The following is a 13,211-nucleotide window of genomic DNA, read 5'->3' as shown; positions in this document are numbered from 1 at the left end:
ACAGATTAGACACGCCGGAGGGTGTCGTCAATCCGGTCAGTGTTGTTTCGGCATCGAATAACCCGATGCATGTCTGTGCGGTGGCATAAAAACCAATCTGTGTTCATAATCGAGCCCATCAACACATATTGGTGGAGAACCGATGGATTGGCACCCGGCACAGGTTAAAGCGGCCCTAGAAATGGCCGACACAAACCTCTCGCGGTTAGCGAAGAAACACGGCTACGCCCATATCAATGAGGTTCTGCACCGCCCTTGGTTGGCTGCCGAGAAGATCGTTGCAGGCGCACTTGGTAAGAAAGCTGAAGAAATCTGGCCGTCCCGGTACAGCCGCTCGCGAGACCGGGCGGAGAAGCTGACGCGCAACCCGAAGGCCATCGGCAAGCGGACCCGCGTAGGAAGGGGCGCGAAGTGAGCCTTTGGCTGACTGCTCGCGAGCTTGCAGGGCTTCCCGGAATGCCGACATCGGAGCGGCGGGCCCGGGAGCGCGCCACCAGCCTCGGCCTGCCAAGTCGCCCTCGTTCTGGCCGCGTGGGAGGAGGCGGGATGGAGTACGACTGCAGCGCTCTGCCCACGGAGACGCGCAATGCGGTCCTGGTCAGGCAGGTGGCCGCGATACCGGTGAACACGACTGACGTTCCCGCGCCCGCTCCCATGCCGATCCAGTCAGGATCGCTGCCGGCAGTTGCGGCAGCTGCGCGCCGCCCCCCCAGCGACCAGGAGCGGGCCTGCGCTGATGCGCGCCTCACCCTCATCCAGCAGGCGTTGGAACTGGCCCCGCTGCAGGGCCGTGACAAGGCATGCCAGATCGTGGCGCTGCAGCTGCTCACCGGCAAAGCCAGCCCGGAGCTGCAGGCGGCTGCGCGCCTGGCGAATCGCCGGGCCCGAACGGCAGCGGTCAGCGCTCGCACCTTGTACCGCTGGCTTGCCCAATACCAGGCCGATGGCTGGACAGGCTTGCTGCCTGCAGAGCAATCGCGCGAGGTCGTAGCGGCACTCGATCAAGACGTGGCAGAGGTGCTGGCGCGGTATCACTCGCGCAACGCCCTGTATCGCAACCTCTCGGTGGCTGCCAAGGAAGTCACCAAGGATCTCGGCCGCGACTACGACAGCTGGGAACAGCTCTACGGCCGGGCCCGGCGCGCCCTTGCCAAGGTCGACAAGGTCAAGCTGATCAAGGCGCGCCACAGCGGATCGGAGCGAGCGGCCAAGCTGCCCTACCGCAAACGCGACACCAGCAGCCTGCGCCCATTGGACGTCTGCCTGGTGGACGGCCACACCTTCAAGGCCAAGGTGCGCCACCCCGATCACGGCGCGCCCTTCGCGCCCGAGGTCACCCTCGTGATCGATGCGGCCACGCGCAGGGTCTGCGGCTGGTCGGCCTCACTCTCAGAGAACACCATCGCGGTGGGGGATGCCATGCGGCACGCGGTCGGCAATGCGGGCGTGTGGGCCATCGTCTACTCGGACAACGGCGCAGGCGAGCGGGCTAAGGTCTTCGACTGCCCGGTCGACGGCATCATGAAGCGTCTGGGCAGCGAGCACCACACCGGCATCGCGGGGCATCCCCAGGGCCACGGCCTCATCGAGCGCAGTTGGCGCACCCACATGATCAACGTGGCGCGGCGCTTCGGCTCGTACCAGGGCAGCGACGTCGACCAGGGCACGCTGCGCAAGGTGCGGGCCGACATCGACAAGGAGCGTCGCGCACTCAAGCGCGCTGAGTCCACAGGCGAGGTGGTGGCGCTGACGCCCAAGGTGCCCAGCTGGCAGCAGTTCCTGGATGCCGTCGAGGCAGGCGTCGCCGAATACAACGCCCACCACCGTCACCGTGCCTTGCCTCGCCGCGCGGACGGCAAGCGCATGACGCCGGACGAAGCTTGGCAGGCGATGTTCGAGCCCGAGCTGCAGGTGAAGCTGGACGTACAGCAGTTGCGCATGACGTTCATGCCCTCGGTCCTGCGGACGGCCACGCGCGGCCTGGTGTCGCTGTTCAACCAGGACTACACGGCCGACGAGCTGATGGGCATGTCCGTGGACGGCAAGCTTGTTTCCGTCCGCTACGACATCCACGACCCGACCTTCGTGCTGATCTACACGACGGACGGCCAGTTCGTGTGCCAAGCCAAGTGGGACGGCCGCAAAGGCGACTACTTCCCGAAGGCGGTCATCGACCACGCACGCGAACAGCGCGCCAAGCGCCGCGTGCAGCGTCTGGAAGAAAAGGTCGAGGTCGCCCTGCGCGAGATCAGCGGTCCCCCGCTCGCCGAATCACTTTTGCTGCTCGAGCCCAGCGCCCCCGAGGTGCTGGTGCCCATCGTCGTGGGCGCTTCCTTTGCCGAGACCCTCCCCACTTCCCCCGACGAGATCGTGGAGGCGCAAGCGGCCACGAGGCGGCCTTTCTTTGAATCGGCGAGCGACCGCTACGAGTGGCTGATGTGCCACCGCAGCGAATGGACAGGGGAAGACACCCAATGGGTGCAGGGCTACGTCACGGGTGCGGAGTACGCAGGTCTCACCGAGTACTTCCAGGGCCGTGGCCTGGCGTGGGATGAGAACGAAGCGATTTTTAAGAGTGCCCGGTGAAGGCGGCCACCTTCACCGAGCGTGCCTGCAAACGTGGTGATGCCACAGACAAGGAGATTGTGATCATGAAGCCAGGATTCGTCAAAACGGCGAACTACAAGGCGCTGCAGCAGCGGTTCAAACAGGTCGAGGGGCGGGGCGCGCGCGAGGCTGGCCTGCTTGTGGTGTACGGGCCCTACGGCATCGGCAAGAGCGAACTGACGAATCGGTGGACGGTGGACATCGGCGGCGTCTTCCTGCGTGCGAAGAGCACATGGCGGACCAAGTCGATGCTCGCTGAACTGGCGTCCGCCCTGGGCCTCGACCCCCGCGGCAGCGTCCACCAGATCCAGAGCGCGTGCATCGCCCACCTGGGTGTGCACCAGACGCCCATCGTGATCGACGAAGCGGACCACCTGTTCAAGGGTGCGGGCTCGAAGCTGACCATCGACCTGATGGAGGCCCTGCGCGACATCACCGATGTCACGGGCATCGTCTGCGTGCTCGTCGGCATGAAGCAGCTGGGCCTCAAGGTCGACGCTCACGGCTGGATCGGCAGCCGCGTCGGTGGCGACGTTGAGCTGAAGCCGCTGGACATCGCGGACGTTCGCTCCACGGTGCAGGCCAAGTGCGAAGTGGCGGTCGATGACGGTGTGATCGAAGAGATCCACCGCCAGTCGAAAGGCATGATCCGCGGCGTCCTGAACGCGATCCCGCTGATTGAGGCGTGGGCCCAGGCAAACAGCCTCAGCAAGGTCGAGGCAAGCCAGATCGCCAACAAGCGCCTGGTGAGCGAGTTCAAGCCGGCACCTCTCGGCCGGGCGGGGGCTTGAGATGGGACCGGTCAAGACATGGCAGGTTGCCGTTGCTCTGCTCACGCTGCAGGCGCGCAACGCCGATTCGAATCTGACCTTCAACGAAGGTGCCCTGGCTGTCTGGGTGCCCTCTCTGCGAAGTACTTCCGCCGGGCGCGCGGCGATCAACGGGATGGTGCGAGCCAATCTGATCGAGCGGGCACCGCAGCCCGGTGTCCCGGACACCGCACCGCTTCAGTACCGACTGACGCCTGCTGGCTGTGAAGCCGTGCGGGGGGCCAAGAAGCTGCTGCCGAGCCTGCACAAGGCTGCGCACGGCCCGATGACGCCCGCCGACCAGGTGGAGCCCTTCGCCGGCCGGCTGTGGAAGCTCCTGTGCATCCGCAAGGTGCTCACCGCGGAGGAGGCTGCCAACCTGCTGGTGGACGCAGGCCAGGACGTTGGACGCGCGCGCACCCGGGCCAGCGAACTGCTGCTCGCCTGGTCACGGCAGTGCCCTCTGGCCATCCAGCCCAGCGACCGGCGCATCAAGGGCGCCAAGCGCTACGGCCTGATGGTCGACCTGGGCCCCACGCCGCCGGACATCCGCGCCAAGGCAAGGAGCCGCGCACCGTGAGCTACACGCAGGAGCCCTGGTTCAAGATCCTGGTGGATCGCTGCAGCGCCATGAAGCACTACGAGGTCGCAGCGCTGCTGGGCATCAGCCACGCAACGCTGAGCATCGTCCTGAACGCCAAGGGCAAGTACGGCAGCGGCGAGGCCAGCACAGGCCGCGTTGCGGACAAGGTGATCCACACCTTTGGGCACTACACCTGCCCGTATCTCACGAGCGATGGTGGCGGAGGCGAGCCCGTGGTGATCTCGGCAGACCGCTGCAGGGCCTATGCATGGCGCAGCGCGCCCACCAGCAACCCGCGGGAGATGCAGCACTGGCAGGCATGCCAGAAGTGCCCCCACAAGGTCGCCTGCGCCCCTGCGCCGCCGCGCGAAGTTAAACCGCGCAAGCCTAGAGGGGCCGAGTGATGCCCGCCATCCACATCGAGCGGCCCCGGCTGGCTTGGATCAAGCGGCGCGCCCGTCGGCTGATGCGCTTCTACGGCATCGACCGCCGGATGGCCATTGCTGATGCCCACCGCGACTACATCGACTTCGTGCTGCCTGGCGGCGCACACCTGACGGCCGTCCGTGGAGGCCGGTCATGAGCGCGGCACGCTTTCCCTTCGAGCCTGGCGCCGTGGAGGTCTACCGCTGCAGCCGCTGGGCGCGCCTGGCGCGGCGGCTGCGCGTGCTGTTCGGGAGGGGCGGCTGATGTCCACCGCTGTGGACCGCACCCGCCAGGTCTGGCTGCACCTCCTGCGTGCAGGCGGCTGGTGGAGCGTGACCGAGCTGCTCGCCCAGGAACGTGCCTGGCGCGAGTTCGGCACGCACCTCGGCAACACGATGCGCAACCTCCACAAGTCCGGCTGCTGCGAGCGCCGGCTGGCGGAGGGCGGGCTGCACTACGAGTACTGCGTCACCCCGCGGTGCACGGTGCTCCAGGGCATGACGCTGCTGGAGCTGATGGAAACCATTCACTAGGAGGCGCCATGCCCGACCCAAAGACCGAAGCCGAAGTGACGGCCCTGATCGAGCAGCTGGGCGCTTGCCTGAACGGCCAGCATCACCACGTGGGGCTCAGTGCGCTGCTGACCCTCTATCGCGCATGCAGCACCCCTGCTGCACGCAGTCCGCTGCGAACACGGCCATGACGGCTGCGATGCAGCTGGCGATGTCCGCCCGCGGGACCGCGCCGGCTGGCGCCCCCATCCATTGATCCACCACCCTCCGAAAGGAAACCCCATGTCCAAAAAAGACATCCCCCCGGGCTACTGGGAAGACGCCAAGGGCTCGTTCATCCCCATCTCCAAGATCAAGCCCATCGACAAGGACCGCACCCAGGTTGTGGAGGCCCTGGTGGCCATGGCGAAGGATGAACAGGCCAAGCTCACGGCGTTCAAGTTGAACTCGATGGCGGCCGTACAGGAGTTCATCGAGCGCAGCCTGGCCGAGTACGACACGAAGACGGGCGGCGCCAAGGGCAACGTCTCGCTGATGACGTTCGACGGCCGCTACAAGGTGGTGCGCCAGATCCAGGACACGCTCGTTTTCGACGAGCGGCTGCAGGCAGCCAAGGTTCTGGTGGACGAGTGCATTCAGGAATGGAGCAAAGGCTCGAAGGCCGAGATCAAGGCGCTGATCAATGACGCCTTCGACGTCGACCAGGCCGGCAAGATCAACACTGGCCGCGTGCTGGGGCTGCGCCGGCTGCAGATCGATGATCCGCGCTGGCAGAACGCCATGAAGGCCATCGGCGACTCCATGAAGGTGGCGTCGAGCAAGCCCTATATCCGCTTCTACGAGCGCGACGAGCACAGCGGCGACTACATCGCCATCGCCCTTGACCTGGCTGCGGTGTGACGTCATGACGCTCGGCACCTTCACCAGCTGCGCGCTCGCCTTCTCTGCGGGCGTCTTCGTGGGCATCGCCCTGCTCAGCTTCTGCAACGGCGCCTTCGGGCGCGGCGAGGAGAAGGGCGAATGAACCACCCTTTCCATGCCGAAACCGCGTGCAGCCTCGCCAAGGTGAGGCTGCGCATCGAGATCCACCGACTCACGCAGCGGGCCCAGCTGGCGACCGTGGTCGAGTTCGCGCAGGCGCGGGCCCGGCTGGGTGTTGGCCCAGCAGTGCTTTCGCGCGCGGGTTGCCTGGACCTGCCGGAGTTCATTCGGTGCCCCGAGTGCGGCGCTCACCTCGCGGCGGATGTCTTCGAGCACAACGTGGACACGGGGGTGCCCGACACCTTCGGCGTGCACCTGTGCTGCACCGCTCTGCAGGAGGAGCTTGCGCAGGCGCTGCAGACGGACACGGTGCCTGTCTGGAATCACCACTTCCTGCCCCTTCAGTGGGCCGGCGTCAACCGCCTCGCGGCGGAATGGCTGCACCGCAACGTGAGGATCGCACCGTGAACGGGAGCCGTCTGTCCGAGCTGCCTGCCGAGGTCGGCGCAGTCTCGTTCTCGCCGCCGCCCATGCGCGCCGTCCGAGGCTACTCATTCACCTACGAGCAGCTGGAGCGCCTCGCCGCGGAACTGGCCGCCGAAGAAGTCCGCGAGGATGCAGCCCGGGTCATCGACAGGGCAGAGCTCAAGCAGGTGTACATCAACGGCAAGCCGGTGCTGCCCCTCTCGGCGGGCGGCACCAAGCAGGCGGAGGAGGCGCCGACCGTCGATGCCATCCTGTACCAGGCCCAGGTATTCGCCAGCTCATGGTCTCTGGTGGGTGGACTGTTCGATAACGGCAGCCAGCTCGAACAAGCCAACCATGAAAAGGCCAAGCTGCGCCGCCTGATCGTCGCAGCTCGATGGGGGAGACCCTGATGGCCGGCCGCAAACCACCCGCGGGGCCCTTGGGCTGCCTGGAGATCGGCTATCAGCATTTTGTGCTGCCGATGGACCACGCTCAGAAGGCACTGGCTCTGCTCGCCGCTGCCCTCGTGTGCGAAGAGCACTACGAGGACGGCGAGACCGTGTATCGCCAGGATCCTGACCGCAGGGCCACCCGCATGTCCGTGAAGCTGGTGCGCCCCGAGCAGCTGCAGGATGCGCAGCTGCGCATCGGCATGGAGCCGCTCAAGCTCCCCGCACCGCGGAGGCCTCCGCGATGACGTATCTCGAATGGATCGAGACGCTCGGCGCTGTCCTCGGCGCGGCCGGCGCGCTGCTGCTGGCCCTGAACAGCCGGCACGCGGGTTGGGGCTTCGTGCTCTTCCTGGCCAGCAATGCCGTCTGGTGGGTCTTCGGCCGCGAGACGGGGCACTGGCGCCTCCAGCTGCAGCACCTGGTGTTCTCCGCCACCAGCCTCATCGGCATCTGGCGCTGGCTCGTCCAGCCCCGCCTGGATGCCGCCATGCAACTCCTCGAAGAGATCAAGCGATGAACACCCGTCCCGACATCCTGACCGCCGGTGGGAACTATTTCAACTTCCTGACGCCGGCCCAGTCCGTCTTTGACATCACGGACGTGGCTGCTGCCCTGTCGAAGCTCTGCCGCTTCGGCGGCCACACCCGCCGGTTCTACTCGGTCGCCCAGCACAGCGTGCTGATGTCGTATTACGTGCCGCCCGCCGACGCCTACTCGGCGCTCATGCATGACGCGGCCGAGGCTTTCGTGGGCGACATGCCGCGTCCGCTAAAGGAGCTGCTGCCCGAATATCGGCGCGTGGAGAAGCGCGTCGAGGCGGCGGTGATGGAGCGCTTCAACGTGCCGCTGCCGCTGCCCGAGAGCGTGAAGTACTTCGACCGCGTGATGCTGGCCACCGAGCAGCGTGACCTCATGCCGCCACACGACGACGAGTGGCCGTTGATCGCCGGCGTTGCGTGCCTGTCCATCACCATCACTCCCTGGGCGCCGCACGAGGCCTACAACCTCTTCCTGGGCCGCTATGCGCAGCTGCGGGGGGAGGCCTCGTAATGATGACGCCCGACCAGATGCGCCAGGTACTGGGCAAGGTGGCCTTTCCCGGCTACGTCTTCAGCGTGAAGCCCGTCGCGCCAGGCTGCGGCCACTTCTACCTGCAGGCGCACTTCTACGCGCCGGACAACGACGCTCCCGAACGGCTGTGCACCCAGTCCACGCGCAAGTGGCTGCTCTCGGAGCACATGACGCCCAGCGAACTGGTGCAAACGGCGCTGAAGCTGGTGCTGACCAGCGTCGAGCACGAGGCGCGCGAGCAGTTCACCTATGGCGGGCGGCGCGTCTTCGGACCGCATCTGAGCGTCGACGCTCTCGCGTTCATCGCCGATGACCTGGAGGTCCGCTCATGAAGACCGCCTTCGCCATCGTCGGCGCGGCCTACATCGCGGCCTGCATCCTCGCGAAGCTTGGCTATGCAGACATGCAGGTTTGCTTTGCCTGGAAGGGCAGCTGTGCCGCCGACTCCATCCCCTCTGAACCCATTCGACGAGGCGCCGTATGAACGTGCCTTGCAGCTCCCTATCGCAGGAAAGGGGTGGTGATATCCGAGAGGGCGCGAAGAATCACATCGCCAACGAGCCGTTTGCTCTCGGGTTTGACTTTTCGGTCATCCAGCACGCTCCCAATAGTCCGGGCATGAGAGCTCAGCTCTTGAGCGATCTGTTCGATCAGATCTCGCACTGCTCCTGGACGCCGTTGGGCGCGGGCGAGTGCTGCGTTAAAGATTGGCTTGACCGTGACAGCGGGTTCTGCCTTCGCAGCGAGCAAGTCCTCCAACTGTTGCTGGAGAAGCCGGGTGAGGGCATCGGCAGCCAACACCGCTTGGAAAAGTCTGGTGCTCTGCATCTTCGACGCGTCGAACCGGCTGAAGGCGTCAGCGTAGGCGGTCACCTCAGCGAGCATTGCACGCCCGTCAAGCCAGCTAACCCCTGTATCGCTGATGAAGGACGGGATCTTCTCAGCGACGCGCGCAGAGCCGTGGGCGAGCTGATAGCCATACTCCAGCTCGCGCGTCTCCGCGTCGTGGTCGTCTCGCTTTTTGGCCGTGCGCTGCAGATAGTGCGCCAGCGCTACAACGCCGACCGTAGCAATGATGGCAAAGATCGATCCCCAGGCTTGTACCCACGAGGCGCACTCGCTGCTCTGCATGTGCCAGAGGAACATGCATCGTTCGACGGGGCTTTCAGTCATCTAGTCCTCCTGCGGTTTGCGCAGCAGTATCGGTTTCTAAGCTCCGATCCGACAGCCACCAATTGGTCAGGGAGCGTGCCGTGCTGACGCCCCAATTTGTCTTGGCACTGGCCGCCAAGCTCGTGATCGACCTGTTCGCCGGTGGCGGCGGCGCGTCAACCGGCATCGAGCAGGCCATCGGCCGCCCCGTCGACGTGGCGATCAACCACGACGAGGACGCCATCGGCATGCACGAGGCGAACCACCCGCAGACCCGGCATTTCCGCGCCGACATCCGCGAGGTGGATCCGCTGGCCGTGACCCGGGGCCAGGCCGTGGGCCTGCTGCATGCCTCGCCCGACTGCACCCACCACTCCCAGGCCTTGGGCGGCCAGCCGCGGAAGCAGGAGATCCGCTCCCTCGCGTGGCAGGTGCTACGCTGGGCAGGCAAGGTACGGCCGGACGTGATCACGTTGGAGAACGTCGAGCAGATGCTCGTGTGGTCGCCGCTCATCGCCAAGCGCGACCCCGCCACCGGCCGGGTGCTGACGCTGGACCGCGTGCGCGACCCGAAGACGGGCAAGCTGGTGCACCGCGTGGCCGATCCGGGCGAGCGCGTGCCCCGCGGCAATCAGTTCCTGGTGCCCGATCCCTCGCGCAAGGGCCACAACTGGGAGCACTTCGTCGGCGCGCTGCGCTCGTTGGGCTACGTGGTGCAGTGGCGCGTGATCGTCAACGCGCAGCTGGGTGCCCACAGCACCCGCAAGCGTCTCTACCTGGTGGCCCGCTGCGATGGACTTCCCATCGCCTGGCCGGAGCAGACCCACGCGAAGAAGCCCACGGGCAAGCTGAAAGCCTACCGCCCGGCCGCTGATTGCATCGACTGGAGCATTCCCGGGCGCAGCATCTTCGACCGCGAGAAGCCCCTGGCCGAGGCCACCATGCGCCGCGTGGCATACGGTCTTCGCCGCTTCGTGCTGGAGAGCCCTGAGCCGTACATCGTCAACAACATGGCGAACAACGCACCCCGGCCGGTGTCGGAGCCTCTCGCGCCGGTGCTCACCGGCGGCCACAAAATGCTGCTGACCCCGACGCTCGTGCCCGTGACGCACAGCCGGGACACGGCCTACAGCACACAGGAGCCGCTGCGCACCATCACCACCGCCAACGGCGGTGAGACGGCCCTGGCGGTGGCGACGCTGATCCAGATGGGCTATGGCGAGCGAGACGGCCAGGCGCCGCGCGCGCTCGATCTGCAGCAGCCTCTCGGCACCATCGTGGCGGGGGGCGGCAAGTTCGGTCTCGCCGCCGCCACGCTGGTGCAGATGGGGCACGGCGAGGGTGCAGCGGGCGGCGAGCGCTGGAGCTACGGCGTCAACGACATCCGCGGGCCGGTGGGCACCATCACGGCCAGCGGCGCGGGCCAGGGCCTCACGACGGCCTATCTGGTGCAGGCGAACGGCGGATTCAACGCCACGCCCGCGCGCGACGTGCGGGCGCCGCTGTCCACCGCCACCACCAGCGGCAGCCAACAGCAGCTCATCACCGCCGAGCTGCGGAACGGCCTGACCGGGCACGAAGAGGCGGGCGCACTGCGCTGCGCGGCCTTCCTGATGCGCTACCACGGCACCGGCGGCCAGTGGGCCGACCTGCGCGACCCGATGACCACCATCACCACGCACGACCGCCTCGCACTGGTGACGGTGTGGCTCAAGGGCGAACCCTGGGTGATCGTGGACATCTGCCTGCGCATGCTGGTGCCGCGCGAGCTGTACAACGCCCAGGACTTCCCCCCAGGCTACATCATCGACCGCACGGCCGACGGCAAGCGCCTCTCGGCGAAGGCACAGGTGCGCATGTGCGGCAACAGCGTCAGCCCGCTGCCGATGCGCCTGATCGTGGCGGCGAACTACAGCGACTTCCGCGAGAGCCGGAGGGCCGCCTGATGCCGTTCTACCGCCTGGGCATTGGGATCGTGCACATGAAGGGCTCGAAGCTGCCCGCGCCCTGTGCTGCCCGCGTGCTGATCGAAGGCAAGGAAGCCGCGTGCCTGGCCCCCAGCGGCTTCTTGTGCGATGGCCCTTCGAAGTCTGGCAAAGGGACGTGCGATGCCGCCATGTGCGAACGACACGCAACCCAGGTCGGACCCAACAGCCACCTGTGCCCCAGCTGCCGCACGGAGGCCGTGGACGAGATCGGGCAGCGCAACCTTTTTACCCACCTGGTGCAGCCATGAGCAAGAGATTCACCTATCGCCCTGACGGGCCCTTCGGGCCGGACGTGATCGACCACAAGACCGGACGATGGATGAGCATCGACCTGGCGCGCGACTTTGCCGCCGTGGTCAATGATGCGGTGTCGCCCGAAGGCTGGGTAATGGTCCCGAAGGATCCGGCCACGCCGCTCCCGGACTATGACGAGTGCGCGCGCCAAGCCACCGAGGCGACTGGCCTGCCTTCCCAGCACCCGTCGCCCTGGTTGAGCATCTTCATCCGCGAGATCAGCAGATGGTGCGAGCAGCGCGCCGCCCAGGCCAAGCTGGGCGGACGGTCGAGGAAAGGACGTGCCGCATGAAGAAGGCGTGGGTGATCGTCCGCCCCGTCATTGGCTACGAAGACAGTCTGGAGGTGGTGGCCGCGGCACTCACGAAGGGCGAAGCCGACGCCGCAGCGAGGCGGGTGAATGCCTTCTTCCACTCGTTGCAAAAGCGCCTGGCCAGGATGCCGGACCCCTTTGAAGATGGCATCTCGGACGAAGAGCATTCGGATCGGTGGGACAGGCGGCACAAGGCCATCACAGGTGCGCGCTGGCCCTTCGGCTACTCGTTCGAATCCGACCTTGGACAGTCCGGCGATGTCGCCATCGTCAAGGCCGTGCCGTTTGTCACCGGAGGCGCGCGATGAGCAAACTCGCTCGCGACAACCGAAATGCCGACCTTGCGCGGATCCACATGGCGAAGGCTCAACTCGGCTTGGACGACGCCACCTACCGCACCGTGCTGATGGCCCAGGGCAGCGTCAGCAGCGCGCGCGATCTGGACCACGCCGGCCGGCAGCGCGTGCTTCGCTATCTGGAGGCCCAGGGTGCCGCGCCAGCCAAGAAGCGCCCCTTCGGTCAGCCGGAGAAGATCGTCTGGCTCTGGAAGAAGCTCAGCGAGACGCAGCGGATCCGCGACGGCTCGCCGCAGGCGCTGCTTGCCTTCATCGCGCGTGTGACCGGCGCCGGCTACTCCCACGCCAGGTTCCTGCCGGTGGCCGACGCCACGAAGGTCATCGAGGCCCTGAAGGCCATGCTCAACCGGCCCAAGGCGGACGCCCAGCCATGACCGGCAAGACCGCACCGGCCGAAGAGCTGCTGCCTCCGCTGCTGCAGCAGTTCGTGCGCCTGATCGGGCTGCCCGCAACGCTGCGCTTCGTGGAGCAGTACGGCGGGGTGCGCGTCTACATCCCGGCGGAGGCTACGGCTGAGCATCCATACGCCGAGCTGATCGGCCTAGACAACCTGCGGGCGCTGTGCGCCGAGTTCTCGCACGATGGCCACGGCCTGCGCTACCCCTTGCCGAAGGCGACGGCGGCACTGACGGCGGCCCGGAACGCCCGGATCCGCGAGGAGTACAAGCACCGGACGGCGCGCGAGCTGGCGCTGCTTTACCGCCTCACCGAGCGGTCAGTGGAACGCATCGTGGCGGGCGCCGATCAGGCGTCCGACCTGCAGGCGCAGCTCGATCTGTAGGTTTAACTCGGCGTCAGTTAAACCGGTTAAACGTCCGACCTCGCCCATGCCCGGACGCCCTTTCCAACGCCAAACGGCCCCGAGCGGGCCGTTTTTTGCGTCCGACCTTGCGCGAGGTCGGACGCTCGCGTCAAGGGAAACGGACCGCCGCAAGCTGTTGATGCGCATGGATTTTTCGAGGTCGGACGCAAAATCACCCGTCCGACCTCAAACGTCCGACCTCAACGCTTGGGCGGCGCCGCTGGCGGCAGAGCACCGCGAGTGACGCGGTGTGAGGTATTTCTCAATGAAATCAGGCCCTTGGGCTCGTCATCCCGTTTCGGGCTACCCTGGCTCGGCCCAACCCATTCCCGGCCCACAGCGGCCGTTCTGACGCCGCGGGCGGCCCAATTTGGCCCACTCTGCCAAACGGCCCGCT

The 13,211-nt window shown here is 66.6% G+C and carries 23 protein-coding genes; 22 read left to right on the top strand and 1 reads right to left on the bottom strand.

Annotated elements, in window-relative coordinates; genetic code table 11:
* The first annotated feature begins 142 nt into the window (after nucleotides 1–142).
* The 16 genes from NS331_RS25485 (at nucleotide 143) to NS331_RS26630 (ending at nucleotide 8,393) form a co-directional block, all read left to right on the top strand.
* Nucleotides 143–415 carry a helix-turn-helix domain-containing protein gene (locus tag NS331_RS25485; protein WP_082702400.1) on the top strand — a complete coding sequence of 91 codons (273 nt, stop codon included), beginning with the start codon at nucleotides 143–145 and terminating at the stop codon, nucleotides 413–415.
* On the top strand, nucleotides 412–2,586 hold the full coding sequence (locus NS331_RS11020) for a Mu transposase C-terminal domain-containing protein (RefSeq protein WP_275936458.1): 2,175 nt from the start codon (nucleotides 412–414) through the stop codon (nucleotides 2,584–2,586). Before NS331_RS25485 ends, NS331_RS11020 begins: the two co-directional genes overlap by 4 nt.
* The gene (locus tag NS331_RS11015; protein WP_058642031.1) at nucleotides 2,583–3,398 is read left to right on the top strand and encodes an AAA family ATPase; all 816 of its coding nucleotides are present in this window, start codon (nucleotides 2,583–2,585) and stop codon (nucleotides 3,396–3,398) included. The genes NS331_RS11020 and NS331_RS11015 overlap by 4 nt, the downstream gene beginning before the upstream one ends.
* Nucleotide 3,399: 1 nt before the next feature.
* Nucleotides 3,400–3,996 (top strand): hypothetical protein, encoded by a 597-nt coding sequence (locus NS331_RS26130; RefSeq protein ID WP_153012818.1) that lies wholly within the window; start codon nucleotides 3,400–3,402, stop codon nucleotides 3,994–3,996.
* A complete protein-coding gene (locus NS331_RS11005; RefSeq protein WP_058642029.1) occupies nucleotides 3,993–4,403 on the top strand; it encodes a hypothetical protein in 411 nt (136 codons plus the stop codon). The genes NS331_RS26130 and NS331_RS11005 overlap by 4 nt, the downstream gene beginning before the upstream one ends.
* Nucleotides 4,400–4,582 carry a hypothetical protein gene (locus NS331_RS11000; RefSeq protein WP_206597330.1) on the top strand — a complete coding sequence of 61 codons (183 nt, stop codon included), beginning with the start codon at nucleotides 4,400–4,402 and terminating at the stop codon, nucleotides 4,580–4,582. Before NS331_RS11005 ends, NS331_RS11000 begins: the two co-directional genes overlap by 4 nt.
* A gap of 106 nt (nucleotides 4,583–4,688) precedes the next feature.
* The gene (locus NS331_RS10995; protein WP_058642027.1) at nucleotides 4,689–4,958 is read left to right on the top strand and encodes a hypothetical protein; all 270 of its coding nucleotides are present in this window, start codon (nucleotides 4,689–4,691) and stop codon (nucleotides 4,956–4,958) included.
* An 8-nt stretch (nucleotides 4,959–4,966) separates the two neighbouring features.
* Complete coding sequence (locus tag NS331_RS26635) at nucleotides 4,967–5,128, top strand: hypothetical protein (protein WP_193758083.1); 162 nt, start codon at nucleotides 4,967–4,969, stop codon at nucleotides 5,126–5,128.
* A gap of 91 nt (nucleotides 5,129–5,219) precedes the next feature.
* Nucleotides 5,220–5,837: a DUF3164 family protein gene (locus NS331_RS10990; protein WP_058642026.1), complete on the top strand. Its 618-nt coding sequence runs from the start codon at nucleotides 5,220–5,222 to the stop codon at nucleotides 5,835–5,837.
* Nucleotides 5,838–5,957: 120 nt separating this feature from the next.
* Nucleotides 5,958–6,386 carry a hypothetical protein gene (locus tag NS331_RS10985; protein ID WP_058642025.1) on the top strand — a complete coding sequence of 143 codons (429 nt, stop codon included), beginning with the start codon at nucleotides 5,958–5,960 and terminating at the stop codon, nucleotides 6,384–6,386.
* Nucleotides 6,383–6,796, top strand: a complete 414-nt coding sequence (locus NS331_RS10980) for a hypothetical protein (protein ID WP_058642024.1) — start codon at nucleotides 6,383–6,385, stop codon at nucleotides 6,794–6,796. The genes NS331_RS10985 and NS331_RS10980 overlap by 4 nt, the downstream gene beginning before the upstream one ends.
* A complete protein-coding gene (locus NS331_RS10975; protein WP_153012817.1) occupies nucleotides 6,796–7,083 on the top strand; it encodes a hypothetical protein in 288 nt (95 codons plus the stop codon). The genes NS331_RS10980 and NS331_RS10975 overlap by 1 nt, the downstream gene beginning before the upstream one ends.
* Nucleotides 7,080–7,355, top strand: coding sequence for a hypothetical protein (locus tag NS331_RS10970; RefSeq protein ID WP_058642022.1), 276 nt, complete (start codon nucleotides 7,080–7,082; stop codon nucleotides 7,353–7,355). Before NS331_RS10975 ends, NS331_RS10970 begins: the two co-directional genes overlap by 4 nt.
* Nucleotides 7,352–7,888, top strand: a complete 537-nt coding sequence (locus NS331_RS10965; protein WP_058642021.1) for a YfbR-like 5'-deoxynucleotidase — start codon at nucleotides 7,352–7,354, stop codon at nucleotides 7,886–7,888. Before NS331_RS10970 ends, NS331_RS10965 begins: the two co-directional genes overlap by 4 nt.
* Complete coding sequence (locus tag NS331_RS10960; RefSeq protein ID WP_153012816.1) at nucleotides 7,888–8,241, top strand: hypothetical protein; 354 nt, start codon at nucleotides 7,888–7,890, stop codon at nucleotides 8,239–8,241. The genes NS331_RS10965 and NS331_RS10960 overlap by 1 nt, the downstream gene beginning before the upstream one ends.
* The gene (locus NS331_RS26630; protein WP_193758082.1) at nucleotides 8,238–8,393 is read left to right on the top strand and encodes a hypothetical protein; all 156 of its coding nucleotides are present in this window, start codon (nucleotides 8,238–8,240) and stop codon (nucleotides 8,391–8,393) included. The genes NS331_RS10960 and NS331_RS26630 overlap by 4 nt, the downstream gene beginning before the upstream one ends.
* Nucleotides 8,394–8,410: 17 nt before the next feature.
* Here the strand turns inward: NS331_RS26630 and NS331_RS10955 are convergent, their stop codons facing one another.
* Complete coding sequence (locus NS331_RS10955) at nucleotides 8,411–9,082, bottom strand: hypothetical protein (RefSeq protein WP_153012815.1); 672 nt, start codon at nucleotides 9,080–9,082, stop codon at nucleotides 8,411–8,413.
* Nucleotides 9,083–9,162: 80 nt separating this feature from the next.
* Here NS331_RS10955 and NS331_RS10950 point away from each other — a divergent pair, with 80 nt between their 5' ends.
* From NS331_RS10950 to NS331_RS10925, 6 genes are read left to right on the top strand one after another with little or no spacing between them, the layout of a single operon-like run.
* Entirely contained in the window at nucleotides 9,163–11,007 is a 1,845-nt protein-coding gene (locus tag NS331_RS10950; protein ID WP_058642018.1) for a DNA cytosine methyltransferase, read from the top strand.
* Nucleotides 11,007–11,297, top strand: coding sequence for a hypothetical protein (locus NS331_RS10945; protein WP_058642017.1), 291 nt, complete (start codon nucleotides 11,007–11,009; stop codon nucleotides 11,295–11,297). The genes NS331_RS10950 and NS331_RS10945 overlap by 1 nt, the downstream gene beginning before the upstream one ends.
* Nucleotides 11,294–11,635, top strand: a complete 342-nt coding sequence (locus NS331_RS10940) for a hypothetical protein (protein WP_153012814.1) — start codon at nucleotides 11,294–11,296, stop codon at nucleotides 11,633–11,635. Before NS331_RS10945 ends, NS331_RS10940 begins: the two co-directional genes overlap by 4 nt.
* Nucleotides 11,632–11,964 carry a hypothetical protein gene (locus NS331_RS10935; protein WP_058642015.1) on the top strand — a complete coding sequence of 111 codons (333 nt, stop codon included), beginning with the start codon at nucleotides 11,632–11,634 and terminating at the stop codon, nucleotides 11,962–11,964. Before NS331_RS10940 ends, NS331_RS10935 begins: the two co-directional genes overlap by 4 nt.
* Entirely contained in the window at nucleotides 11,961–12,386 is a 426-nt protein-coding gene (locus NS331_RS10930) for a regulatory protein GemA (RefSeq protein WP_082702398.1), read from the top strand. Before NS331_RS10935 ends, NS331_RS10930 begins: the two co-directional genes overlap by 4 nt.
* Nucleotides 12,383–12,793, top strand: coding sequence for a Mor transcription activator family protein (locus NS331_RS10925; RefSeq protein WP_058642013.1), 411 nt, complete (start codon nucleotides 12,383–12,385; stop codon nucleotides 12,791–12,793). The genes NS331_RS10930 and NS331_RS10925 overlap by 4 nt, the downstream gene beginning before the upstream one ends.
* The last annotated feature ends 418 nt before the right edge of the window (nucleotides 12,794–13,211 follow it).

This window comes from Pseudacidovorax intermedius (assembly GCF_001476815.1).
Classification (GTDB): domain Bacteria; phylum Pseudomonadota; class Gammaproteobacteria; order Burkholderiales; family Burkholderiaceae_C; genus Xenophilus; species Xenophilus intermedius_A.
The sequence above is the reverse complement of the archived record's forward strand: the minus strand, read 5'-3'. Positions and strand labels throughout refer to the sequence as shown.